Consider the following 22,069-nt stretch of genomic DNA (forward strand, 5'->3'; position numbering starts at 1 on the left):
TCCGGCTGGCGCAGGAGCCTGCGCATGACATGCGCACAGCCCGACACGCAGGAACTTCCGTGGTGGACCGCCGCCTGCGCGGGGCAGGCAGGCGGTCCGGTAAAAACACTACAACGCCATCCCGGTTATGTCACGACTGTGACAAAAGCTGTCATGTCGTGATGGGTATTCTGGGAGCCATGGACCAGACTCATGATGCCGGCAACCCCACCACCCAGCACGTCTTCCTCGACAAGGAAAGCCCCGCCGTCTGGCGTGCGCTGAACGGTCTTGGCCTGAAGGCACGGGAGGCGGCCGACGAAGCCGGCATCAGCAGGGCACTGACGGAGCTGCTCAACGTCCGGATCTCGCAGATCAACGGCTGTGCCTACTGCCTGAACATGCACGTCGCCGATGCCTTGAAGAACGGCGAAACCACGCAGCGCCTCGCGGTGCTGTCCGCCTGGCGGGACACCGCCTTGTTTACGGAAAAGGAGCGCGCAGCCCTGGCGTTGGCGGAATCAATCACCACCCTGCCGGACGCCCATACCCGTGAAAGGGAGGATGCCTACGCGCGGCAGCACTTGAACACGGCCGAATATTCGGCGGTGAGCTGGCTGGTGATCACCATGAACGCGTTCAACCGCGTGTCCATCACCAGCCAGCACCCCGTGCGGCGCGACGTCAAGGACGAATCCGAGGCGCGTTAGGAAGCCTGTGCCCGCGCAGCCTTCATGAGTTCCGCGCAGCGCTCCCCGATCATCACGCGCATGTCGTGCGGATCGGTTAAGTACCGCGGATCCACCTTGGGCTTGTCCCGGTAGTCGCGGCTGCGGAGCCGGACCGTCCCGCGTGACCTGGCGTGCGTGACGTTGGGCGTCAGGCAGAAACCGTTGTCCGTCATCGGGAAGCCCTGCCGCAGCGTGTGCATGTCGAAGGGGACCGGGCCATAGTGGAACATGAGATCCGGCCGGTCCAGGCCTCCACCGAGAGGGTGGCCATCAGCACGGACAGGGCGATCAAGCCGATCTTCACGGCGAGGTTCTCCGGGATGCGTACTCACGCTTTTGGTGCCGGTTGCGGCGTTTTGAAGGCTTTTGCTAGGCAGGGTAAACGGCCACAGCGGCCGCCTTGATCACGAAGTAGACGCTCATTCCCGGCGCCAGCCCCAGGTCCGCGGAGGCGGCCGGAGTGATGTCTGCGGACATCCCGTCGGCACGCACCCGGATCTGGTCGCCATGCTGCTCCAGGTCGGTGACGGTGACGGCGAACGAGTTCCGCGGACTGCCGTGCGCGTCCGTCAGGAACACGGAAACGGCCGACGGCGGGAAGGCGGCTACGCCGGGCTGCCCGGCCAGGCTTGCGGCCCCGGAACCGTCCGGAAGGGCTTCCTGGTCCGAGTGCCCGGCCACCTCGCGGCCCTCTGCGGTGCGGATCCCTGTGGCCGTGAGGGTTCCCGGAATGAGGTTGAGCCCGGCCAGCCCGGCGGCGAACCGGCTGCGGGGCCGCTGCAGGACCTGCCGGGTGGGTCCTTCCTCGGTGATCCTGCCCTCTTCAAGGACGATCACCCGATCGGCCAGCATCAGGGCGTCAAGGACATCGTGGGTGATGATGATGGCGCGGCGCCCGGCCAGGACCTTCTTCAAAAGCCTGCGGAGCAGCGGCGCGGCGTGGATGTCCAGGGCGGCCATGGGCTCGTCCAGCAGCAGCAGTTCCGGGTGGGCTGCGAGCGCCCGCGCGACAGCCACACGCTGGGCCTGGCCCCCGGAGAGTTCGGCAGGACGCCGGGCTTCAAGGTCCGCTGCATCCACCGCGGCCAGCCATTTCCTGGCCGACTCCCGCGCCGCTTTCCTTGCCGTTCCGGCGCTGCGGGGTCCGAACGCCACGTTTTCCAGGGCGCTAAGGTGCGGGAACAGAAGAGGTTCCTGCGCGAGCAGGGCCGTTCCGCGGTGGTGCGGTGCAGTCCAGGCGGTGGCGCCGCCGTCGAGGTCGAACAGCACTCTTCCGTCGATCTCGGCGCGACCGGTATCCGGCCGCAGCAGCCCGGCAATGACGTTGAGGAGGGTCGATTTCCCGGCACCGTTGGGGCCGAGCACCGCAACGGTTTCGCCCGGCGCAAGGCCCAGGGCGACGTCGAACCCGCGGGCACGCACTGTTGCCTGCATGTGGAAGCTCACGGGGCACCGTCCAGTCGCGGCCCGTCCAGTCTTGTCCCGTCGAGTCCTGTCCCGTCGAGCCGGGCGGCGCCGGTGCTGCCCCTCGGGGTACTGCGTTGGCCGTGGTGCCCCGGGCGCCGGTAAGTCAGCCCCACCACTGTCACGGCCACAGCCACCAGGACGAAAGAAAGCGCCACGGCGGCATCGGCGTCCGTTTCCCGCTGCAGGTAGATTTCCAGCGGCAGCGTCCGGGTCACCCCCTCCAGGCTCCCCGCGAAAGTGAGCGTCGCACCGAATTCGCCCAGGCTCCGGGCGAAGGACAGCACGGCGCCTGAGGCCAGGCCGGGCAGCACCAGCGGCACGGTGACGCGCCGCAACACGGTGGTGGGGCGGGCACCCAGGGTGGCCGCCACTGCCTCGTACCGTCCGCCGGCTGTGCGCAGCGCTCCTTCCAGGCTCACTACGAGGAACGGCAGTGCCACGAAGGTCTGCGCGAGCACCACCGCCGTCGTCGAAAACGCGATCTGGATGCCGGCGGCTTCGAGGCTGCGGCCCAGCAGGCCCTGGCGGCCGAAGGTGTACAGGAGCGCGATGCCGCCCACCACTGGCGGCAGCACCAGCGGCAGCAGTACGAAGGCGCGCAGCAAACGCTGGCCGCGGAAGCTCGAGCGGGCCAGCACCAGGGCCAGCGGCACGCCGAAGACGATGCACAAGGCGGTGCTCGCGGCCGAGGTCCGCAGGCTGAGCGCCAGGGCCGTCAGGGAGGATTCGGACGTGACCAGCGGTATGAACTGGGGCCAGTTGACCCTGGCAGCCATGGCGGCCAAGGGCAGGAGCACGAACAGTGCGCCTGCCGCTGCGATGGCATAGATCCAGCGCGGGATGCCGTGGTACCCGCTCACGTTGCCTCGGTCCATCCTCAGGGCATCCCGAAGCCGGCGTCGGCGAGGATTTTCCTGCCGTCAGCGCCGGACACCATGGCGATGAACGCTGCGGCCAGTTCCGTGTTCCTGCTGGAGCCTACAGTGGCGATGGGATAGGTGTTGACGGCCATGCCCGCTTCGGCGAACGGGATGCCCCTCGCCTTGTTGCCGGCGGCCTTGACGTCGGTGACGTACACCAGGCCCGCGTCGGCTTCGCCAGAGATCACTTTGCCCAGGACGTCCGTGACGGATGATTCCTCGCTGACCGGGGCAAGCGTGACGCCGGCAGCCTTTTCCACGCTGTCCGCCGCGGCCCCGCAGGGTACCTGGCTGGCGCAGACCACTACTTTGACGCCGGGCCTGGCGAGGTCCGCGAAGGAACTGATCGACGCCGGGTTGGACGGCGGGACGGCGATCTGCAGGACGTTTGTGGCGAAGTTCGTCGCTGGGCCGTCGACGAGTCCCGCGTCGGCGAGCTTGGTCATGTTCGTAGTGTCCGCGGAGGCATACACGTCAGCGGGCGCACCCTGGCTGATCTGCGTGGCCAGGTCCGAGGACCCGGCGAAGCTGAGTATCACCTTGGTGCCCGGGTACTTCCTTTCAAACTCTTCCGCAAGCGTTGTGAAGCTGGCTTTCAGCGAAGCCGCCGCAAAAACCGTCACCGTCCCGGAGAGCTGGCCGGCCGTATCCGCGGACGCGCCGCCCGCCCGGCCGGCCGACGTCGACTGAGCGCAAGCGGCAAGGCTTACGGTGAGGGCGGCCACTGTCAGCAGCGCTGCCAGGCGCGGTTTCCGGGGGTTCACACGATGCTCTTTCCCTGCGGCGTTTCAATGATCACGGTGGTGGCTTTGACCACGGCCGTGGCCACGGAACCGAGCTCCAGGCCGAGCTCGCGGACGGCTTCGCTGCTCATCAGGGACACGACGCGGAATGGCCCGCACTGCAGTTCCACCTGGGCCATGACCTTATCCGCGGTGATTCCCGTGACCAGGCCGACGAACCGGTTGCGCGCCGAACTGCCCACCCGGGTGGGGTCATCCGGAAGCTGTGCGTGCTCGCGGGCCAGGGTGGCCAGCTCAAAACCGTCCACGGCCAGCCGGCCGGATTCGTCCTTCACCGGAGTGAGGCTTCCGTTCTCGGTCCAACGGCGGACGGTATCGTCGCTGACACCGAGGAACCGGGCTGCTTCCGCAATGCGTATGGTCGGCATTTGTTCAGCCTATTACCTCATATGCGGTTTTGAAAGCATGATTTATCCTCATATCCGGATTAGCCGCCGTTTGTGCACTCCTCCGTAAGTCTCAGCCGTAGCCCGCCAATCCCCGCCGCAGTACCATTTTCCCTGGGGGCGAAGCCGCCGGCGCCGAGGAGCGTTGCCATGAAATGGATCAGGCCTGACAGTCCGGACTATGACGAATCCCGGAAGCTTTTCAACGCAATGATCGACCGGCGCCCGGCCGTCATTGCCCAATGCGGCACCCCCGCCGACGTTGCCCACGCCCTCCAGCATGCGCGCGACAACGAACTGCCCGTGGCAGTCCGGGCGGGCGGCCATTCGGTGGCCGGGATGTCCATGAACGACGGCGGCCTGGTGGTGGACGTCCGGCCCATGAAATCGGTCAGGGTGGATCCGGAAAGCCGCACGGTCACCGCCGGAGCGGGCCTCACCTGCGGTGAATTCGACCGTGCAACACAGGAACACGGCCTCGCCCTGACGGGCGGCCGCGTCTCCACCACCGGACTGGCCGGCTTCACGCTGGGCGGCGGCTCCGGCTGGCTGGAGCGGGCCTTCGGCTTTGCCTGCGACGACCTGGTCTCGGTGGACCTGGTCACTGCCGGCGGCGACCAGGTCACAGCCAGCGCACGGGAGAACCCGGAACTGTTCTGGGCTTTGCACGGCGGCGGCGGCAACTTCGGCGTGGCCACGTCCTTCACGTTCGGACTCCATGAACTGGGCCCGAAGGTTCATGCCGGCTTTATGCTCTGGCCGGGGGACGCAGCCACAGATGTCAGCCGTGGCTTCCGGGAACTTGCCCTGGCGGCACCCAACGAGGAATGCGCAACCCTCATCTACCTGACAGCCCCGCCCGAGCCGTTTGTTCCGGCGGAGATGGTGGGAAAGATGGCGGTTGCCGTGGTGTACATCTATGCCGGGGGCGCCGACGAAGGCGCGGAACGGGCCAGGCCGTACCGCGCACTCCACCCGGCAGTGGACCTGCTGGGAGATACCAATTACGCCGACTTCCAATGCTCGCTGGACGATCCTCCGGGCATGTACAACTACTGGAGCGCCGACTACCACAATGAACTCTCCGACGACGCCCTGGATGTCATTATTGACTCTGCGCGAAGGCTCCCCGGCCAGCACTCCCAGCAGCTGATTGCGCACTGGGGAGGTGCGGTGGGCGGACCGGCCGCGGCAGCCACACCGTTGCTGAACCGCAATGCGAGCTGGGTCAGCCACCCGTTCGGGCTGGGTGAAACACCGGAGGAGGGCGAGGAAGCCAGGGCGTGGGTTAAGCATTTCCGCCATGACATCGCGCCGTACGCCACCGGCGGGGTGTGGCTGAACTTCATCGGCGATGAAGGCCAGGCCCGCGTCCGCGCGGCGTTCGGGAACGAGAACTTCGACCGGCTGTCCCGGGTGAAACGCGACTTCGACCCGGACAACGTGTTCCGCGGCAACCAGAACATTCCGCCTGCAACAGAGTAGGGAGCGTCACGCCGACCAGGGCTGAGACGTCGATGGCGCTCCAAGTGAATCGTCCGGGAACCAATTGACGGGCGCTTAGTTCTCCACAAGGGAGACGTCGCGGACGGCTCCCTTGTCCGCTGAGAGAGCCATGGCGGCGTAGGCGCGCAGCGCGGGCGAAACCTTGCGGTCCCGGTTCCGCGCCTTGTAGCCGCCGTTGGCCCTGATGTTTTCGGCGCGCGCGGTGAGGACCTGATCTTCCACGTCGAGGTGGATGCGGCGCCGCGGTATGTCGATGGTGATGATGTCACCGTTTTCCACCAGGGCGATGGTTCCGCCGGCGGCCGCCTCGGGGGAAACGTGCCCAATGGAGAGTCCGGAGGTTCCGCCTGAGAAGCGCCCGTCGGTGATAAGGGCACATTTGGCGCCCAAGCCGCGGCCTTTGAGGAACGACGTGGGGTAGAGCATCTCCTGCATGCCGGGACCACCACGCGGGCCTTCATAGCGGACCACGACGACGTCGCCGGCTTTGACGCGTTTGTTGAGGATGATGTCGCAGGCGTCTTCCTGGGAGTCGACTACGACGGCGGGTCCGGTGAAGATGTGGATGGATTCGTCCACGCCGGCGGTTTTGACGACGCAGCCGTCCGGTGCCAGGTTTCCGCGGAGGATGGCCAGCCCGCCGTCTGACGAGTAGGCGTGGTCGATGTCCCTGATGCACCCTGCCTCAGCGTCGCGGTCCAGGGTGTGCCAGCGTTCAGACTGGGAGAACGCCGACGATGAGCGGACCCCGCCCGGAGCCGCGTGGAACAGTTCCACCGCGTCCGGTGAAGGATCTTCGGAGCGGATGTCCCAGCGCGCGAGCCATTCCTTGAGGGACGGGGCGTGGATGGAATTGACGTTTTCGTTCAGGAGTCCTCCGCGCTGCAGTTCTCCGAGGATAGCGGGCATGCCACCAGCACGGTGCACGTCCTCCATCAGGTATGTTCCGTTCGGGGCTACCTTGCAGAGGCAGGGCACCCGGCGGGAGAGCTGGTCGATGTCGGTGAGCGTGTAGTCCAGCTCCGCTTCGTGGGCCGCCGCCAGCAGGTGGAGGATGGTGTTCGTTGACCCGCCCATGGCGATGTCCAGGGCCATGGCATTTTCGAAGGCTTGGCGGCCTGCAACGGCGCGGGGAAGGACGGTTTCGTCGTCCCCGTCGTAGTAGCGCTTGGTGAGATCCACGATGGTGGAACCTGCGTCCTCGTAGAGCGTCCGGCGGGCCGTGTGGGTGGCGAGGGTGGAACCGTTGCCGGGCAGGGAAAGGCCCAGTGCTTCGGTCAGGCAGTTCATGGAGTTCGCCGTGAACATGCCGGAGCAGGAGCCGCACGTGGGGCAGGCGGATTCTTCCACCGACAGGGCATCCTCGTCCGAGATGGACTCGTTGGCGGCGTCAGTCATGGCGTTGACGAGGTGAAGGCGCTTGCGGACCGTTCCGTCGATCAGGACAGCGGTGCCGCCCTCCATGGGACCGCCTGAGACGAACACCGTGGGGATGTTCAGGCGAAGCGCCGCCATCAGCATTCCGGGCGTGATTTTGTCGCAATTCGAGATGCACACCAAGGCATCCGCGCAGTGGGCGTTGACCATGTACTCAACGGAGTCGGCGATCAGGTCGCGGGACGGCAGGGAGTACAGCATCCCGGAGTGCCCCATGGCAATGCCGTCGTCAACGGCGATGGTGTTGAATTCGCGGGCGATGCCACCGGCGGAGTGGATGGCCTCGGAGACTATCCGTCCCACCGGGGCAAGGTGGGTGTGGCCGGGAACGAATTCAGTGAAGCTGTTCGCGACGGCAATGATGGGCTTTCCGAAATCCTCACGGGCCACGCCGGCGGCGCGCAGCAGTGCGCGGGCGCCGGCCATGTTTCGGCCGTGGGTGACAGTGCGGGAACGTAGAGGAGGCATCGTATTAGGCGGTTTTCTCGAAGGCTGCTGTCTGGACGGTTTCGCGTTCCTCCAGGGCTCCGGTTACAGAGGCCGTGAGGCTGTTGGCGATGTGGGTGCGTGCGAGGTTGGCCGCGCCGGCGCCGTCCCGGGCAATGACGAGCTCGAGGATCTGGTGGTGCTGGTTCAGGTCGATGGTGCGGGGCTCATCGCCGGAGGGGAGTTCGAGGCCGATGCGGCGGTAACGGTCGGACTTGTCCCACAGGTCATCCAGGAGTTTGATCATGACGTCGTTGTGCGAGGCGGCGTAGACAGCGCGGTGGAATTCCCTGTGCACGGTGATGGCGTCCTCGCCCCAGACCCGCGTGACCGGCAAGAGCTTCTCGGCTGCCGTGCGCATTGCTGCAATATCGGCGTCGGTCCGGCGGGCGGCTGCCAGTTCCGTTGCTGATGGTTCCAGTGAGAGGCGGACTTCAAGGAGTTCGCGCGCTTCGGAGGCGCTCATGTCAGCCACGCGGGAATCCCGGTGGGTGTCCATGATGATCAGGCCCTCGCTGGCGAGCCGGCGGATCGCCTCACGCAAGGGCGTGATGCTCATGTGCATGTTGTCCGCCAGTTCGTACTGGGAGATGCGCGAGCCCGGAGCCAGGCCACCGGAGAGGATCAGCTGGCGGAGTTCGTTGTACGCCAGGCTGCCCTTGCTGGAAAAGACGTTCGTGGTAGTCATCTGACGCTCCGAATCTCTTACCGAGGTATGGCCCCCGCTGTTCACACTTCACTGCCTTGGAAACATCTTATAAGAAATTCCTCCGAAAGACTTGTGCGCCCCATCACTCCCGGGCTAACCTTGATCCCAAGATCTTATAAGATATTCGCTCGAAGGGCTTATGCCGCTCGTCACCATCTCGGATTAGCTTTAATCCAGGTCTTATAAGAAATAAGATACCCACTCAGGAGAGATTCAAAGATGAAAATCGTTTCCGCCCATGTTGGCACCATTCCCATCAGTTCCTCGATCCGGAACGCCTTCATTGACTTCACCAAGATGGACTGCACGATCATCGCCCTGGTCAGTGATGTGTTCGTCGACGGAAAGCCCCTGGTTGGCTATGGATTCAACTCCAACGGCCGCTACAACGCGACCGGCATCCTGAAGGATCGCATCCTTCCGCGCATCATGGATGCCCCGTCCGAGGATCTTCTGGACGAGGACGGCCAGCTCTCGCCGAAGAAGGCGTGGGACCTGATGATGTCCAACGAAAAGCCCGGCGGCCACGGCGAACGCTCGGTGGCCGTCGGCGTCGCTGACATGGCCCTGCATGATCTCGCAGCGAAGATCGCCGGCGTCCCGCTCTACCGGTGGATCTCTGACCACTACGGCGACGGCAACCCGGACAAGGACGTCTTCGTCTACGCCGCCGGCGGCTACTACGCGCCCGGCAAGAGCCTCGAGGACCTGCAGAACGAAATGCGCGGCTTCCTCGCCAAGGGCTACAACGTGGTCAAGATGAAGATCGGCGGCGCCGACCTGGCCGAAGACCTCCGCCGCATCGAAGCCGTGATCGAGGTCCTCGACGGCGACGCTTCCCGCCTGATGGTGGACGTCAACGGCAAGTTCGACCTCGAGACAGCGCTGGAATACGGCAAAGCCATCGACCAGTACGGGCTGTTCTGGTACGAGGAGGTCGGCGATCCGCTGGACTACGCCCTGAACGCCACCCTCTCCGAGCACTACAAGAACCCGATCGCCACCGGAGAGAACCTGTTCTCCCTCCAGGATGCCCGGAACCTGGTCCGCTACGGCGGCATGCGCCCGGACCGCGACTTCATCCAGGTCGACCCGGCCCTGAGCTACGGCCTGACCGAATACCGCCGGATCCAGGACATGCTCGCCCAGCACGGATGGTCCTCACGCCGCTGCATCCCGCACGGCGGACACCAGTTCTCCCTGCACATCGCCGCAGCCCTCAAGCTCGGCGGCAACGAGTCCTACCCGGGCGAGTTCCAGCCCACCGGCGGCTTCACGGACGACGCCGTCATCGTCAACAGCCGCGTAGCCCCGGGCGACCTGCCGGGCATCGGGCTCGAGGGCAAGGCCGAGTTCTACAAGGTCCTGCGCGCGCTGCACAACTAACCAATCCGGTAGTGCCCCGGTCCCGGGCAGCATCACTGCCCGGGACCGCACCCCTCCACCTTTCTCCGTCCGACGTGCAAAGGAGCACCAAGATGTCCTCCCACACCATGCAGAACCCGCAGCATTCCGCCCACCCGCCCAAGCAGCGATCCCGGTTCGGCCGGCTGATTCGCGAACTCTGGTTCCAAGTCGTCCTCGGCGCCGTCCTGGGCATCGCCGTCGGCCTGCTCCTGCCATCCGTCGGCAAACAGCTCACCCCGCTCAGTGACTGGTTCATCGCCCTGGTGAAGATGATCGTCATCCCTGTGGTGTTCTGCGTGGTGTCCCTGGGCATCGCGTCGATGGACAGCCTGCGCAAAGCCGGGCGTATCGGCGTGAAGGCCCTGGGCTACTTCATCGTCCTGTCACTGGTGTCGATGCTGATCGGCCTGGTCGTCGCCAACGTCTTCCACCCCGGCACAGGCATGAACATCGATCCGTCCAAACTGGACGCCAGCAAGGTTCCGGCAGCAGCTAACAAGGGCTTCGATGGTCTTGAGTTCGTCAGCAACATCATTCCCGAATCGTTGTTCGGGGCCCTGACCGGCCACACCATCATTGCCGCGCTCATGGTCTCCATCGTGTTTGGCGCCGCCCTGAACGTCTCCGGAGAGTCCGGCGCGTTCCTCACCAAGGGCATCCAGGCCCTGTCCACAGTCATCTTCAAGATCGTCAGCTGGGTCATGCGGCTCGCCCCCATCGGCACGTTCGGCGCACTCGCGGCCGTGGTGGCCAACTACGGCACCCAGAGCCTGCAGCAGCTTGGCTACCTTGTCCTGCTGTTCACCGCCACCTGCGTCGTCTATGTCGTCGTGATCCTGGGCACCATCGCCCGTGCCTGCGGACTGAACATCTTCACGGTGATGCGCTATCTCAAGGCCGAACTGCTGATCGCCCTGAGCACCTGCTCCAGCGAAGCAGTCCTACCGCAGCTGATCAAGAAGCTCGAAAACATGGGCGTCGGCAAATCCACCGTGGGCATCGTCATCCCCTCCGGCTTCTCCTTCAACCTCGACGGATCCGCCGTCTACCTGACCATGGCCTCGGTGTTCCTGGCCCAGGCCGTCGGCATGGACCTCTCCTGGGAACAGCAGCTGGTCATGGTCGGCGTCATGATGCTCACCAGCAAGGGCACCGCGGGCATCGCGGGCGGCGCGTTCATCGTCCTGGCCAGCACCCTGAGCTCAGTGGGCGGCATCCCGCTGGCCGCCCTCGCCCTGATCGTCGGCATCGACCGGCTCCTGAACGAAGGCCGCGTCTTCATCAATGTCCTGGGCAACGCCATGGCAGCCGTCGTCGTCGGTAAATGGGAAAAGGATTTCGACCCGGAACAAGCCCGCAAAGCACTGCACGCCTCCGGCCAGAAAAAGAAGGCCATCGAATCAAACACGCCGGCCGCGGTGGAAGCGGACAAGGTCGACGTCCACTAACACCGCACCCGGCCAGGGCCGCCGCGCGCACCGCGGCGGCCCTGACCGGCACGGCAGCGCATCCGCCCCAAACAAGAAGAGGAACCCAGCCACACCATGGCCCCCCGCATCCTGATCACCACCGACTACCTCCACCCCGGAGATGCCGTTGACCAGCTCCTGCGCGAACACGGTCTGGAACCGGTCTACTCTCCATCCCGGGGGCCCCGGACCCCTGAGGAACGCCGCTCCTTGTTCGGCGGCATATCCGGTGCGATCCTAGCCAGCGAGCCGGTCACCGCAGACATGCTCACCGGCGCTGCCGCCCTGCAAGTCATCGCACGCAGTGGCGTGGGGTACGACTCCATCGACGTCCGGGCCGCGGCCGCACAAGGAATCAGGGTCTGCAACGCCCCGGGAACAAACCACCACTCCGTCGCTGAACTGACCATCGGGCTGATCATCATGGCCGCACGCCGCCTCCTGGAGGTCACCAGCGCAGTCCGCCAGGGTCGCTGGCCCCGGGAAGCCGGCCATGAACTGCACGGTTCCACCCTCGGCATTATCGGTTTCGGCCCCAGCGGACGCGCCACCGCAAGCCTTGGCGTCGCCCTTGGCATGACTGTCCTGGTCAGCACCGCCTACCCTGACGGTGATAACCAGGCGGTCCGGTTCACTGATCTCGACACCGTCATCCGCGACGCCGACTACCTCTCGCTGCACACCCGCGGAGGCCAGCGCGCCGGCACACTCATCGACGCGTCCCGGCTGCAGGCGATGAAACCCTCCGCTGTCCTCATCAACACGGCCCGCGGCTCGCTCGTGGACGAAGGGGCCCTGGCCAACGCACTCAACGATGGCATCATTGCCGGCGCCGCGCTGGACGTGCTCGAAAGCGAACCCCTGCCCGGCGACAGCCCCCTCCGGGGCCTGGATAACGTTCTCATCACCTCCCACCTCGCCGGACAGACAGCCGAAGCCCGGGCTCGGGCCGGGCTGGCAGCCGCGCACGCCGTCATTGACGTCATCGAAAACCGTGAACCGGCACACCCGGTCGACCGCTAAAGCCGAACACACGCCAACTACGAAGAAGGATCCTGATGTCGAAATCCCACCGCATCGCAGTCATTCCCGGCGACGGAATCGGGACCGAAGTTGTGCCCGAGGGGCTGCGCGTCTTGGACGCCGCAGCCTCAGCCTTCGACCTCAACCTCACCTACGAACACTTCGATTACGCCTCCGCTGACTACTACACCCGGCACGGGAAGATGCTGCCCGACGGATGGTTCGAGGAACTGAACCGGTTCGATTCCATCTTTTTCGGCGCCGTAGGATGGCCCGACGTCGTCCCCGACCACGTCTCGCTGTGGGGCAGCCTCCTGCAGTTCCGCCGCCACTTCGACCAGTACGTCAGCCTCCGCCCGGTCAAGCTCCTGCCCGGCGTGCCCAGCCCCCTGGCCGGCAGGGTTCCGGGCGACGTGGACTTCTACGTCGTGCGCGAAAACACCGAAGGCGAATACTCCAGCATCGGTGGAAAGATCTTTGAGGGCACCGACCGCGAAACCGTGGTCCAGGAAACCGTCATGACCCGCACCGGCGTGGACCGGATCCTCAAATACGCCTTCGACCTGGCCCAGAGCCGGCCCAAGAAGCACCTGACCTCCGCCACGAAGAGCAACGGCATCTCCATCACCATGCCCTACTGGGACGAACGGGTGCAGGCCATGACCGCCGCCTACCCGGGGATCAAGGTGGACAAGTACCACATCGACATCCTGGCGGCTAACTTTGTCATGCACCCCGATTGGTTCGACGTCGTCGTCGCCAGCAACCTCTTCGGCGACATCCTCTCCGACCTGGGCCCGGCCTGTACCGGCACCATCGGCATCGCCCCCAGCGGCAACATCAACCCTGAACGCAAGTTTCCCAGCCTGTTCGAGCCGGTCCACGGGTCCGCCCCGGACATCGCCGGCAAGGGCATCGCCAACCCCATAGGTCAGATCTGGTGTGCCGCGATGATGCTCGACCACTTGGGGGAACCGGAAGCCGCGGCCGCCATCACCACCGCCATGGAAACCGTCCTTGCCCGCGGAACCCATGCACTTACACCGGACATGGGCGGCAACGCCACTACCGAAGAACTGGGCAAAGCCGTGGCCTCGGTCCTGACCGCACCATGACCCCATCAACCGGCCCCGGCAACCATCGGGCACCTGCCTACGGAGAGCGGATCATGCTCCGGCAGTACATCCATTGGCGCCGGCTTATCGGAGCGACTGTCCAGATCCGCCAGCACGGCAGGATCATCCGCACCGGAACCGTCGATGATGCGATGGCAGACTCCACCGCACTCTGGATCGCAGGCGACGCCGCCCAACCACGCACCATGTACGAAGCCTCGCTCGGGATCGAGGTGTGGACAGAACCGGAAGAAACCGAAGACGGGCTCCGCTACCACCGGATGACATCCCTACCACCATCATCAACCTGAGTTAGCACGCAGACCCATGACGCAGCGCACCTACATGCCCCAAAGCATCGAAGACACCACCCACGCCACCCCGCCGCTCAATGATGTTCCCCAGGCCATACGGCCCGAACGAAACATCCCCGCTGAAATTGCCCGTTCGTGGCTTTTGGTGAACGCAATGAAGCCTGAGCTTTTTGACGTCTCGGCCGTGTCGCGCGCGGACTCGATCATCCTGGATATCGAAGATGCAGTGGACCCATCGCAGAAGGATGCGGCCCGCGAACACGTGATCAACTGGCTGACCGCCGGCGGCCAGGCCTGGGTCCGGATCAATGACGCCACCAGCCCGTTCTGGGCCGCTGACCTCGCCGGCCTGCGCGGTACCCCGGGCCTGCTCGGCGTCATGCTGGCCAAGACCGAGTCCGCGGACCAGGTCACCGAAAGCTACCACCGCATGGACGGCAAGACCCCCGTGATTCCGCTGGTGGAATCCGCCGTCGGCATCGAGGAAGCCAACAACATCGCCAAGGCCCAGGGCGCCTTCCGCCTGGCGTTCGGTTCCGGCGACTTCCGCCGCGACACCGGCATGGCGGCCACTCCCGAGGCGATGGCGTACCCGCGGGCCAAGCTGGTTGTTGCCAGCCGCGTGGGCAACCTCCCCGGCCCCATCGACGGCCCCACGGTGGGGACCAACCACCCGATCCTGCGCGAGCAGACCGGTATCACCGTGATGATGGGCATGACCGGCAAGCTCTGCCTGGCCATCGACCAGACCAACGTCATCAACGAGGTCATCAGCCCCACGCCGTCGGACGTCGCGTGGGCCACGGACTTCATGGCCGACTTCGAAGCCAACGGCCGCGTCATCCGCGACGGCTCCGACCTGCCCCGCCTGGGCCGCGCCGGGAAGATCATGAAACTCGCGGTTGCCTTCGGGGTGCAACCGGCACTCTGAATGCCCTCACCGCGCACTGCCGTAAACAGCAACCAAGATCAGGAAGAGACAACGAATGGCCTACGCAAATTACCAGTACAAGGGTCGCAACTTCATCGGCGAAGTTGACGGCGACCACCTCGTCCCGCTGGCCGGACTCACCGACGTCGGGCCGGAAACATCCGTAGAGCTCCTTGCCAGTGCTGCCCGTCTGACCGAATCACGGGTTGCCCTGTCCGACGTCACCCTGCGCGCTGCGTCGCCACGGGCCGGGAAGATCCTCTGCGTGGGTTTGAACTACAAGGACCATGCCAACGACGCCAGCACGGCCGTCTTTCCCATTCTCTTCCCCAAGTACACGTCCACCCTCGTCGGACCCGATGACGACATCATCTTGCCGCCCGAATCCACCCAGGTCGACTTTGAGGGCGAACTCGCCGTCATCATCGGCAAGACAGGCCGGCGCATCGCCCAGCAGGACGCCATGGACCATATCCTTGGCTATTGCGTCTCCAACGACGTCACCATGCGTGACTTCCAGAACAAGTCCCACCAATGGCTACAGGGCAAAGTCTGGGACAACACCACCCCGCTCGGACCCTGCATTGTCACCCCTGCAGAAGCCGACATCACCAAGGCGGTCATCAGCACAACCCTGAACGGGCAAGTGGTACAAAAATCTGACCTCTCCCACCTGATCTTCAGCATCCCCACACTCATCGCCACCATTTCCGAATTCACCACACTGGAGCCAGGGGACGTCATCCTCACCGGCACACCATCCGGAGTGGGATACCGCCGAGACCCCCAACTGTTCCTCAAGGACGGCGACACCATCACTGTGGCCGTGGAAGGAGTCGGCAGCATCACCAACAACGTGCGGGCGGAAGTCTAGAATTCCTCCATGGCCATCTACCTGGATCCGCCGCTCTGGCCAGCCCACGGAACCCACTTCTCGCACCTGATCTCGGACTCCTCCCTCGACGAGCTGCACCGCTTCGCGGCGGCCGCCGGCATCCCGGAGCGGGCGTTCGACGGCGACCATTACGACGTCTCCGAGGCCAGGTACGACTCCCTCGTCGAGGCCGGCGCCATCCCCGTGGAGGCCAGGATCCTGGTCCGCAAACTGATTGCCTGCGGGCTCCGCATCCCTGCCCGCCAGCGCGGCAAGGCCCTCAAGGTGCCATTGCTGAACCGCTGGAACGCCGTGCTGCCCGGCCATGACGCCCTCTTCCTGGACCTCCTGGACCGGTGGGGCGAGGAGCACCGGAAGTACCACGGCCGCACCCACCTGCTGTCCGTCCTCGAGGCCCTGGACCTGCTCACCGAGCCGGCCGACCCGCCACGCACCGTGGTCCTTGCCGCCTGGTTCCATGACGCCGTCTACCGCGGGATCGCCGGCCAGGACGAGGAGGAATCGGCCCGGCTGGCCGAGGACAGGCTGCTGCATGCCGGGCTGTCCGAGGATGAAGCGTATGAGGTGGGGCGGCTGGTCCGGCTCACCGCCGATCACCGCCCGGAGCCGGGGGACGACGACGGTGCCCTCCTGTGCGACGCGGACCTGTCGGTTCTCGGCGGCGAACCCAAGGCGTACGGCCGCTACCTCAGCGCCGTCCGGGAAGACTTCGCGCACATCGGTGACGCCGACTTCGCGGCGGGACGTGCCGCCGTCGTGCGTCACCTGCTGGAGCTGGACCCGCTGTTCAACACGGACCGCGGCCGTGAGCTCTGGCTTGACTCCGCCCGGCGGAACCTGGCGGGCGAACTCGCATGAGCGAGGTTCAGGCGGCTCACCGGCAGCTGCCGTTCACGGTGCGCTTTGAATGGGGGTACGACGGCGCCATGGCCGTAGCGCCCGGATCCGAACTGGCTGTGGTGGTGGACGTCCTGTGCTTCACCACGTGCGTGAGCGTCGCCGTGGACCGCGGTGCCGAAGTGTTTCCCTACCGCTGGAAAGACAGCACTGCTGCTGATTTTGCCGCGGGCGAGGACGCGGTCCTCGCCGGCCGTCGCGGCGGCAGCGGGGTGAGCCTTTCCCCTGCCAGCCTGCGCTCCGCGCCGGCTCTGGACAGGGTGGTGCTTCCGTCGCCCAACGGCTCTACGCTGGCCCACTCCCTGGCGGGAACGGTGCCGCGCGTGGCGGCGGTGTGCCTTCGGAACGCGCGCGCCACCGCCGAGTGGGCGGCCCGGAACCTTCCGCCGGCAGCGGTGATCGCCGTTATCGCGGCCGGCGAAAGATGGCCCGACGGCGGACTCCGACCCGCGCTGGAGGATCAGTTGGGCGCGGGTGCTTTCCTCGCGGCGCTCCCTGAGCACCGCCGGACCGGCTTTTCCCCCGAGGCGCAGTGGGTCATGGACGCGTTCACCGCTGCGGAGCCGCGGCTTGGTGACACGCTGCTCGAATGCTCCAGCGGCCGGGAGCTCGTTTTCGGCGGCTACCAGGAGGACGTGGAGATCGCAGCGGAACTCAACGGAAGCGCCGCCGTCGCGCTTCTCGACGGCGGCGCGTTCCGCCGGGCCTAGCGGTAGCTGGTGACGAACGGCCGGTCGGAGGGCACAATCTGCTTGCCGAGCGGCATCAGCGAAACCGGGATGAGCTTCAGGTTGGCGATGGCCAGCGGGATCCCGACGATGGTGATGGCCATGGCAAACGCGGTCACCACGTGGCCGATCGCGATCCAGATGCCCGCGACCACCAACCAGATGACGTTGCCCAGCAGCGAGAACACGCCGTTTCCGCCCGGTTTGTCCACCACCATGCGGCCGAAGGGCCATAGCGTGTAGGACGCAATCCGGAAGGACGCAATGCCCCAGGGGATGGTCACGATGAGCAGGCAGCAGATGATCCCCGCGAAGAAGTACCCGAGCGCCAGCCAGAGCCCGCCGCAGACCAGCCAAATGATGTTGAGCAATGTCTTCATACAGCCATTGTCCCCCGCCGGAGCCCGATCAGGCGTCGGGGATTGCCCTGAACCCTCCCTGAATTCCGGGCTCGAATTTCGACGCTTCAGCCGATGATCGGCCGCTCTTCAGGCAAGTGGTAGAGCCTCGGATGCGCAGACAGGGCCAGTGCCGAGGCCACGGTGATGGTCCCGATGCGGCCGACGAACATCAGGGCCATCAGGACCCATTGGGCGCTGGCTGGCAGGTGATAGGTGATACCGGTGCTCACCCCCACTGTGGCAAAGGCGGAAATGGACTCGAAGAGCACCTTTTCGAGGCTGTAATCGGTGAGCATCAGGAGAAGGAGTGTTCCCGCGATGACCGCGGCGACGCCTAGCAACGCAACCGAGAGCGCCTGGCGCTGCGCCGAGGAGCTGATGGACCGGTGGGCAATGGTGACCTGCTCGCGGCCGCGGACCTCGTTCCAAATGGCGAATCCCAGGATCAGGAAGGTGGTGATCTTGATGCCGCCCGCGGTCCCGGCACTCCCGCCGCCGATGAACATGAGGATGTTGGTGACCATCAGGGTTTCCGGCGTGGCGGCGCCGTAATCGATGCTGTTGAAGCCCGCGGTTCGCGGAAACACACTGCCGGCCAGTGCCCCGAGGAACTTGCCGCCGGTGCTGAGGGGACCCAGGGTTTCGGGCCGGTTCCATTCGAAGACGGCGAAGAGCACGAAACCGGCTGCCAGCAGCATGAGGGTGCCGTAGACGGTCAGCCTGACGTGGACGGTCCACCCCTTGACCCGGAACCCGTCCCGCATCAACGCGATGATGACGGGGAAACCCAAGCCTCCGGCAACCACTGCCGCGCAGATGGGGACGATGATCCAGGGGTCCGCGGCGAGCCCCACCAGGTTGTCGCTGTAAAGGGAGAATCCGGCGTTGTTGAAGGCGGACACGGCGTGGAAGACACCGTGCCAGAGTGCCGTGGCCGGGTTGGCGTCATACCCGAACCAGAACCGGAGCGTCAGCACCGCCGCCGTGCTGCCCTCGATGGCAGCCATGATTTTGGCGACCCGCACCAGCACGGACCGCACATCGCCGAAGTTCAGGGTATGGGTTTCGGACTGCGCCACGAGCTGCCCTCGTAGGCCGAGGTTCTTCCTGACCAGCAGTGCGAGCAGGGTTGCCAGCGTCATGATGCCGAAGCCGCCCACCTGAATGAGTCCGAGGATGACTGCCTGGCCGAAGGGCGTCCAGAACGTGGCCGTGTCCACGGTGATGAGCCCCGTGACGCAGACGGCGGAGACCGAGGTGAACAGGGCGGGCATGGCTGTGTCGGACTCAGTGGGGTAATGCGAGGCGGGAAGCATGAGCAGCCCGGCTCCCAGCATGATGACGGCAAGGAACGCTACCGGCACCGACCTGACCGGGTGCAGGAGCAGGCGCCTGATGCGGCTGTCCCCGGTCCGGATATCGGTGCCCGCTTTTGCCGTTCCGCTCAGCGGTGCCGCCATGGGAAGATCCTCTCGTCGGCGGGCGCGAAGGGGCTTAACGCGCCGTGCCGCTATAGCCCGCCGTTTGTCCGGCGCATCACGGAGCGTAGCACCGCGCGATTCCTGCTTAACCCGGTCTTTACGAAATCCTTACGCTCCCCCGTCACGGCGTCACGGCGGCCCGGGCGCATACTGTTGGCAGCGTCCCGGCGAAGGGCTAACGTCACAGCAAGGGACGGTCCGCAGAAGGAGGCTCAGCGTGACCATTGTTGACAATGCCGTCTATGTGGATGGCCGCCGGACCACCGACCCGGAAGGACTAGAGGAGACCTACTTCCTGCTGCGGCAGCGTGAGGGGATGGCCTGGATCGGGCTGTACCGGCCGGACTCGCAGGAACTGCGTTCCGTGGCGGACGAGTTCGAACTCAGCCATCTGGCGGTGGAGGACGCCCTGACCGGGCACCAGCGGGCCAAACTTGAGCACTACGGCGAAACCCTGTTCCTGGTGCTGCGCCCGGCGCGTTATCTCGACGACGTCGAAAAGGTCGAGTTCGGCGAAATCCATGTGTTTGTGGGCACCGATTTTGTGGTCACCGTCCGCCATGCCGAGTCACCGGACCTTGCCCGCGTCCGCCGCAGGATGGAATCCCAGCCCGAGTTCCTGGCGCTGGGACCCGACGCAGTGCTGTACGCCATCCTCGACCAGGTGGTGGATGAGTACGAGCCGGTGGCCGCCGGGCTGGAAAACGACATCGACGAAATCGAGGATGACCTCTTCGGCGGCGACCCCGACGTGTCACGCCGGATCTATGAGCTCTCCCGCCAGGTCATCATGTTCCAGCGCGGAACCAGCCCCCTCGCAGGGATCCTGCAGGCCCTTCTCACCGGCACACCCGAGCACCGGCCCGGCCCCGAACTGCAGGACCACCTGCGCGACGTCCTGGACCACGTCCTGCGGCTTGGCGAGCGGACCGCTTCCTTCAGGGCCCTGCTGCAGAACGCGCTCACCGTCAACGCCGCGCTGGTGGCCCAACGGCAGAACGATGAAATGCGGCGCCTGACGGAATCCAGCTTCGCGCAGAGCGAGCAGGTCAAACGCATCTCCTCGTGGGCTGCCATCCTCTTCGCCCCCACCCTGGTAGGCACCATTTACGGGATGAATTTCCGCACCATGCCTGAGCTGGACTGGGTCTTCGGCTACCCTATGGCGCTGGGCCTGATGGCGGTCATGGGCGTGATCCTCTACGCGGCGTTCAGGCACAACAAATGGATCTGACCGCGCTCCGGCGGGCCCTCTCCAAAACTGCAGCCAAGTCCCGCGTGCCGGGAATGTCCCTGGCCGTCGTGTCACGGGACCGCGTGCTGTATTCCGGCGCGACCGGGTATGCGGACGTCTCTGCCCTGACGCCGGCAACTGCGGACACGGTCTATCCATGGTTTTCGATGACCAAGCCGGTGACGGCCACTGCCGTCCTGCGGCTATCCGACCAGGGGCTCCTGGACCTGCACGCACCTGTGCATGAATACCTGCCCTGGCTGCGCGCCCCCGGCCCTGCCCAGCCCACGGTGTGGCAGCTGCTCAGCCATTCGGCGGGGCTGGGCAATCCGCTGCCCGTGACGTGGATCCACCCCGCGGGCGCAACGGGGCCGGACCAGGAAGAGATGCTGCGGAAACTGATGGCCAGGCGCCGCGCGTTCCGCTACCGGGTGGGAGGTGCCGGGCACTACTCGAACGTCGGCTACCTTGTGGCGGCGCAGATCATCAGCCAGGTCTCCGGCGAGCCGTTCACACGCTATGTCCAACGCGAGATCCTCACCCCGCTGGGAATGGGCTCAACCGGTTTTTCGTATCCGCCCGGGCGTCAGGCGGCCACGGGTTATGTCCGGCTCCCCCGGCACCTTGCACCGTTGCTGGCGCGGATCCTCCCGCCGGGGACGCTGGGTCCACGGCACGGCGACTACTCGTCACTGAATCCGTTCCTGGTTGACGGCGCAGGCTACGGCGGCCTGGTGGGTACCGTACTGGACGCGGCCGAGTTTGCCCGGCTGCACCTCAATGACGGGCTGGCCGCCGCCCCCGGAACCACGGCTTCCGGAACCACGGCCCCCGGGACTGCCGCCGGCCCCACGGCGAACCGCATCCTGCAGGAATCCACGGCCCGGGCCATGCGCGAAATCCATGTCCGGGGAAAGCGGTTTGACCACTCCGCGGGCTGGTTCCGGAAGCACACCCACGGGCCTCACGGGTCCTACGTGGAGCACTTCGGCACCGGGCTGGGGTTCTGGAACATCATGCGCCTCTACCCGGAACGCGGCAGGGCAGTCGTGCTCATGTCCAACGGCTCCACGAGCTACGACTACGCCGCTTTGTTTTCCCTGATCCTCCGGATGCCATGGACCTGAGCCGGTCTGGGCCTGAGCGGCCGCGCGGCTTGCGCCGCGGCTTGCGGCGCGCCTTGTGGCGGGTCCTTCGGGGCTAGCTCTGCTTGACCAGGGCCGCCTCCACGTTGATCTTGACCTTGTCACTGACCAGCAGCCCGCCGGCTTCGAGGGCCGCATTCCACGTCAGTCCGAACTCCTTGCGGCTGATTTCGGCCTCGGCGCTGAAGCCCGCCCGGGTGGCACCGAATGGATCGACAGCCACGCCGGTGAATTCCACTTCGAGTTCCACGGGCTTGGTGATGCCGCGGATGGTGAGGTCACCGGTGACGGTGTAGTCCTCGCCGTCACCTTCGATGCCGGTGGCCCGGAAGGTCATCTCGGGGAACTGCTCGACGTCGAAAAAATCCGCCCCGCGCACATGGGCATCACGGTTGGCGTCGCCGGATTCGAAGCTCGCCGTCTTGACGGTGGCGTGCAGGCTGGACGCCGACAGGGACGTGCCCACGTGCGCCTCGGCCGAGGCGTCAGTGAAGCGGCCGCGGACTTTGCTGATGCCGGCATGGCGGACCGTGAACCCGATTTCGCTGTGCGACATGTCGAGGGTCCAAATGCCGGGGGTAATACCTTGGGGCAGAGTCACAACG

Annotated in this window: 22 protein-coding genes and 1 pseudogene; 13 read left to right on the forward strand and 10 right to left on the reverse strand. The window is 65.7% G+C overall.

Annotated features, from left to right (window positions below):
* The first annotated feature begins 179 nt into the window (after positions 1 to 179).
* Positions 180 to 689: a carboxymuconolactone decarboxylase family protein gene (locus ACFVWT_RS11650; RefSeq protein WP_390247972.1), complete on the forward strand. Its 510-nt coding sequence runs from the start codon at positions 180 to 182 to the stop codon at positions 687 to 689.
* 2 nt (positions 690 to 691) lie between these two features.
* Here the strand turns inward: ACFVWT_RS11650 and ACFVWT_RS11655 are convergent.
* The 5 genes and pseudogenes from ACFVWT_RS11655 to ACFVWT_RS11675 form a co-directional block, all read right to left on the reverse strand.
* Positions 692 to 961, reverse strand: a pseudogene (locus ACFVWT_RS11655) (GMC oxidoreductase); the annotation flags it as partial.
* A 118-nt stretch (positions 962 to 1,079) separates the two neighbouring features.
* Positions 1,080 to 2,156: a sulfate/molybdate ABC transporter ATP-binding protein gene (locus ACFVWT_RS11660; protein ID WP_390247973.1), complete on the reverse strand. Its 1,077-nt coding sequence runs from the start codon at positions 2,154 to 2,156 to the stop codon at positions 1,080 to 1,082.
* Entirely contained in the window at positions 2,153 to 3,052 is a 900-nt protein-coding gene (locus tag ACFVWT_RS11665) for an ABC transporter permease (RefSeq protein ID WP_390247974.1), read from the reverse strand. The genes ACFVWT_RS11660 and ACFVWT_RS11665 overlap by 4 nt, the downstream gene beginning before the upstream one ends.
* Before the next feature lie 2 nt (positions 3,053 to 3,054).
* Positions 3,055 to 3,861 carry a molybdate ABC transporter substrate-binding protein gene (modA, locus tag ACFVWT_RS11670; RefSeq protein WP_390247975.1) on the reverse strand — a complete coding sequence of 269 codons (807 nt, stop codon included), beginning with the start codon at positions 3,859 to 3,861 and terminating at the stop codon, positions 3,055 to 3,057.
* Complete coding sequence (locus ACFVWT_RS11675) at positions 3,858 to 4,268, reverse strand: molybdopterin-binding protein (RefSeq protein WP_390247976.1); 411 nt, start codon at positions 4,266 to 4,268, stop codon at positions 3,858 to 3,860. Before ACFVWT_RS11675 ends, modA begins: the two co-directional genes overlap by 4 nt.
* Positions 4,269 to 4,436: 168 nt before the next feature.
* Here ACFVWT_RS11675 and ACFVWT_RS11680 point away from each other — a divergent pair, with 168 nt between their 5' ends.
* Complete coding sequence (locus tag ACFVWT_RS11680) at positions 4,437 to 5,771, forward strand: FAD-binding oxidoreductase (RefSeq protein WP_390247977.1); 1,335 nt, start codon at positions 4,437 to 4,439, stop codon at positions 5,769 to 5,771.
* 75 nt (positions 5,772 to 5,846) lie between these two features.
* Here the strand turns inward: ACFVWT_RS11680 and ilvD are convergent, their stop codons facing one another.
* Together ilvD and ACFVWT_RS11690 are read right to left on the reverse strand one after the other, a co-directional pair.
* Positions 5,847 to 7,697: a dihydroxy-acid dehydratase gene (gene ilvD, locus ACFVWT_RS11685; RefSeq protein ID WP_390247978.1), complete on the reverse strand. Its 1,851-nt coding sequence runs from the start codon at positions 7,695 to 7,697 to the stop codon at positions 5,847 to 5,849.
* A 4-nt stretch (positions 7,698 to 7,701) separates the two neighbouring features.
* Positions 7,702 to 8,403, reverse strand: a complete 702-nt coding sequence (locus ACFVWT_RS11690; RefSeq protein ID WP_390247979.1) for a GntR family transcriptional regulator — start codon at positions 8,401 to 8,403, stop codon at positions 7,702 to 7,704.
* Between the two features lie 240 nt (positions 8,404 to 8,643).
* Between ACFVWT_RS11690 and ACFVWT_RS11695 the strand changes: the two genes are divergently transcribed.
* The 9 genes from ACFVWT_RS11695 to ACFVWT_RS11735 all read left to right on the forward strand — a co-directional run bounded on the left by ACFVWT_RS11695 (position 8,644) and on the right by ACFVWT_RS11735 (position 17,185).
* Positions 8,644 to 9,810: a mandelate racemase/muconate lactonizing enzyme family protein gene (locus ACFVWT_RS11695; protein ID WP_390247980.1), complete on the forward strand. Its 1,167-nt coding sequence runs from the start codon at positions 8,644 to 8,646 to the stop codon at positions 9,808 to 9,810.
* Positions 9,811 to 9,902: 92 nt separating this feature from the next.
* Positions 9,903 to 11,279 (forward strand): cation:dicarboxylate symporter family transporter, encoded by a 1,377-nt coding sequence (locus ACFVWT_RS11700; RefSeq protein WP_390247981.1) that lies wholly within the window; start codon positions 9,903 to 9,905, stop codon positions 11,277 to 11,279.
* A gap of 96 nt (positions 11,280 to 11,375) precedes the next feature.
* Complete coding sequence (locus ACFVWT_RS11705) at positions 11,376 to 12,323, forward strand: phosphoglycerate dehydrogenase (RefSeq protein ID WP_390247982.1); 948 nt, start codon at positions 11,376 to 11,378, stop codon at positions 12,321 to 12,323.
* A 35-nt stretch (positions 12,324 to 12,358) separates the two neighbouring features.
* The gene (locus tag ACFVWT_RS11710) at positions 12,359 to 13,438 is read left to right on the forward strand and encodes a tartrate dehydrogenase (protein WP_390247983.1); all 1,080 of its coding nucleotides are present in this window, start codon (positions 12,359 to 12,361) and stop codon (positions 13,436 to 13,438) included.
* On the forward strand, positions 13,435 to 13,749 hold the full coding sequence (locus ACFVWT_RS11715) for a hypothetical protein (RefSeq protein ID WP_390247984.1): 315 nt from the start codon (positions 13,435 to 13,437) through the stop codon (positions 13,747 to 13,749). Before ACFVWT_RS11710 ends, ACFVWT_RS11715 begins: the two co-directional genes overlap by 4 nt.
* Positions 13,750 to 13,783: 34 nt before the next feature.
* Positions 13,784 to 14,683, forward strand: coding sequence for an HpcH/HpaI aldolase/citrate lyase family protein (locus ACFVWT_RS11720; protein ID WP_390248194.1), 900 nt, complete (start codon positions 13,784 to 13,786; stop codon positions 14,681 to 14,683).
* A gap of 55 nt (positions 14,684 to 14,738) precedes the next feature.
* Complete coding sequence (locus ACFVWT_RS11725) at positions 14,739 to 15,557, forward strand: fumarylacetoacetate hydrolase family protein (protein ID WP_390247985.1); 819 nt, start codon at positions 14,739 to 14,741, stop codon at positions 15,555 to 15,557.
* Between the two features lie 9 nt (positions 15,558 to 15,566).
* Complete coding sequence (locus ACFVWT_RS11730) at positions 15,567 to 16,436, forward strand: DUF4031 domain-containing protein (protein ID WP_390247986.1); 870 nt, start codon at positions 15,567 to 15,569, stop codon at positions 16,434 to 16,436.
* Positions 16,433 to 17,185 (forward strand): 2-phosphosulfolactate phosphatase, encoded by a 753-nt coding sequence (locus tag ACFVWT_RS11735; protein ID WP_390247987.1) that lies wholly within the window; start codon positions 16,433 to 16,435, stop codon positions 17,183 to 17,185. Before ACFVWT_RS11730 ends, ACFVWT_RS11735 begins: the two co-directional genes overlap by 4 nt.
* Here ACFVWT_RS11735 and ACFVWT_RS11740 read toward each other — a convergent pair.
* Complete coding sequence (locus tag ACFVWT_RS11740; protein ID WP_209742169.1) at positions 17,182 to 17,583, reverse strand: YccF domain-containing protein; 402 nt, start codon at positions 17,581 to 17,583, stop codon at positions 17,182 to 17,184. The two genes, ACFVWT_RS11735 and ACFVWT_RS11740, sit on opposite strands and share 4 nt — an antisense overlap.
* 86 nt (positions 17,584 to 17,669) lie before the next feature.
* Entirely contained in the window at positions 17,670 to 19,064 is a 1,395-nt protein-coding gene (locus ACFVWT_RS11745; RefSeq protein ID WP_390247988.1) for a TrkH family potassium uptake protein, read from the reverse strand.
* Positions 19,065 to 19,302: 238 nt separating this feature from the next.
* Here ACFVWT_RS11745 and ACFVWT_RS11750 point away from each other — a divergent pair, with 238 nt between their 5' ends.
* Together ACFVWT_RS11750 and ACFVWT_RS11755 are read left to right on the forward strand one after the other, a co-directional pair.
* Positions 19,303 to 20,319, forward strand: coding sequence for a magnesium and cobalt transport protein CorA (locus ACFVWT_RS11750; protein WP_390247989.1), 1,017 nt, complete (start codon positions 19,303 to 19,305; stop codon positions 20,317 to 20,319).
* Positions 20,310 to 21,446 carry a serine hydrolase domain-containing protein gene (locus ACFVWT_RS11755; protein ID WP_390247990.1) on the forward strand — a complete coding sequence of 379 codons (1,137 nt, stop codon included), beginning with the start codon at positions 20,310 to 20,312 and terminating at the stop codon, positions 21,444 to 21,446. The genes ACFVWT_RS11750 and ACFVWT_RS11755 overlap by 10 nt, the downstream gene beginning before the upstream one ends.
* Positions 21,447 to 21,519: 73 nt before the next feature.
* Here the strand turns inward: ACFVWT_RS11755 and ACFVWT_RS11760 are convergent, their stop codons facing one another.
* Positions 21,520 to 22,065 carry a YceI family protein gene (locus tag ACFVWT_RS11760; RefSeq protein WP_390247991.1) on the reverse strand — a complete coding sequence of 182 codons (546 nt, stop codon included), beginning with the start codon at positions 22,063 to 22,065 and terminating at the stop codon, positions 21,520 to 21,522.
* Positions 22,066 to 22,069 lie beyond the last annotated feature (4 nt).

Source organism: Arthrobacter sp. NPDC058288, from assembly GCF_042880995.1.
GTDB lineage: Bacteria > Actinomycetota > Actinomycetes > Actinomycetales > Micrococcaceae > Arthrobacter.

What these genes read in the sequence shown, in the direction of transcription:
- ACFVWT_RS11650 (WP_390247972.1), top strand. Translation starts at nt 180, where the DNA reads ATGGACCAGACTCATGATGCCGGCAACCCCACCACCCAGCACGTCTTC.
- ACFVWT_RS11665 (WP_390247974.1), bottom strand. Translation starts at nt 3,052, where the DNA reads ATGGACCGAGGCAACGTGAGCGGGTACCACGGCATCCCGCGCTGGATC.
- ACFVWT_RS11675 (WP_390247976.1), bottom strand. Translation starts at nt 4,268, where the DNA reads ATGCCGACCATACGCATTGCGGAAGCAGCCCGGTTCCTCGGTGTCAGC.
- ACFVWT_RS11680 (WP_390247977.1), top strand. Translation starts at nt 4,437, where the DNA reads ATGAAATGGATCAGGCCTGACAGTCCGGACTATGACGAATCCCGGAAG.
- ilvD (WP_390247978.1), bottom strand. Translation starts at nt 7,697, where the DNA reads ATGCCTCCTCTACGTTCCCGCACTGTCACCCACGGCCGAAACATGGCC.
- ACFVWT_RS11690 (WP_390247979.1), bottom strand. Translation starts at nt 8,403, where the DNA reads ATGACTACCACGAACGTCTTTTCCAGCAAGGGCAGCCTGGCGTACAAC.
- ACFVWT_RS11695 (WP_390247980.1), top strand. Translation starts at nt 8,644, where the DNA reads ATGAAAATCGTTTCCGCCCATGTTGGCACCATTCCCATCAGTTCCTCG.
- ACFVWT_RS11700 (WP_390247981.1), top strand. Translation starts at nt 9,903, where the DNA reads ATGTCCTCCCACACCATGCAGAACCCGCAGCATTCCGCCCACCCGCCC.
- ACFVWT_RS11705 (WP_390247982.1), top strand. Translation starts at nt 11,376, where the DNA reads ATGGCCCCCCGCATCCTGATCACCACCGACTACCTCCACCCCGGAGAT.
- ACFVWT_RS11710 (WP_390247983.1), top strand. Translation starts at nt 12,359, where the DNA reads ATGTCGAAATCCCACCGCATCGCAGTCATTCCCGGCGACGGAATCGGG.
- ACFVWT_RS11715 (WP_390247984.1), top strand. Translation starts at nt 13,435, where the DNA reads ATGACCCCATCAACCGGCCCCGGCAACCATCGGGCACCTGCCTACGGA.
- ACFVWT_RS11720 (WP_390248194.1), top strand. Translation starts at nt 13,784, where the DNA reads ATGCCCCAAAGCATCGAAGACACCACCCACGCCACCCCGCCGCTCAAT.
- ACFVWT_RS11725 (WP_390247985.1), top strand. Translation starts at nt 14,739, where the DNA reads ATGGCCTACGCAAATTACCAGTACAAGGGTCGCAACTTCATCGGCGAA.
- ACFVWT_RS11730 (WP_390247986.1), top strand. Translation starts at nt 15,567, where the DNA reads ATGGCCATCTACCTGGATCCGCCGCTCTGGCCAGCCCACGGAACCCAC.
- ACFVWT_RS11735 (WP_390247987.1), top strand. Translation starts at nt 16,433, where the DNA reads ATGAGCGAGGTTCAGGCGGCTCACCGGCAGCTGCCGTTCACGGTGCGC.
- ACFVWT_RS11740 (WP_209742169.1), bottom strand. Translation starts at nt 17,583, where the DNA reads ATGAAGACATTGCTCAACATCATTTGGCTGGTCTGCGGCGGGCTCTGG.
- ACFVWT_RS11745 (WP_390247988.1), bottom strand. Translation starts at nt 19,064, where the DNA reads ATGGCGGCACCGCTGAGCGGAACGGCAAAAGCGGGCACCGATATCCGG.
- ACFVWT_RS11755 (WP_390247990.1), top strand. Translation starts at nt 20,310, where the DNA reads ATGGATCTGACCGCGCTCCGGCGGGCCCTCTCCAAAACTGCAGCCAAG.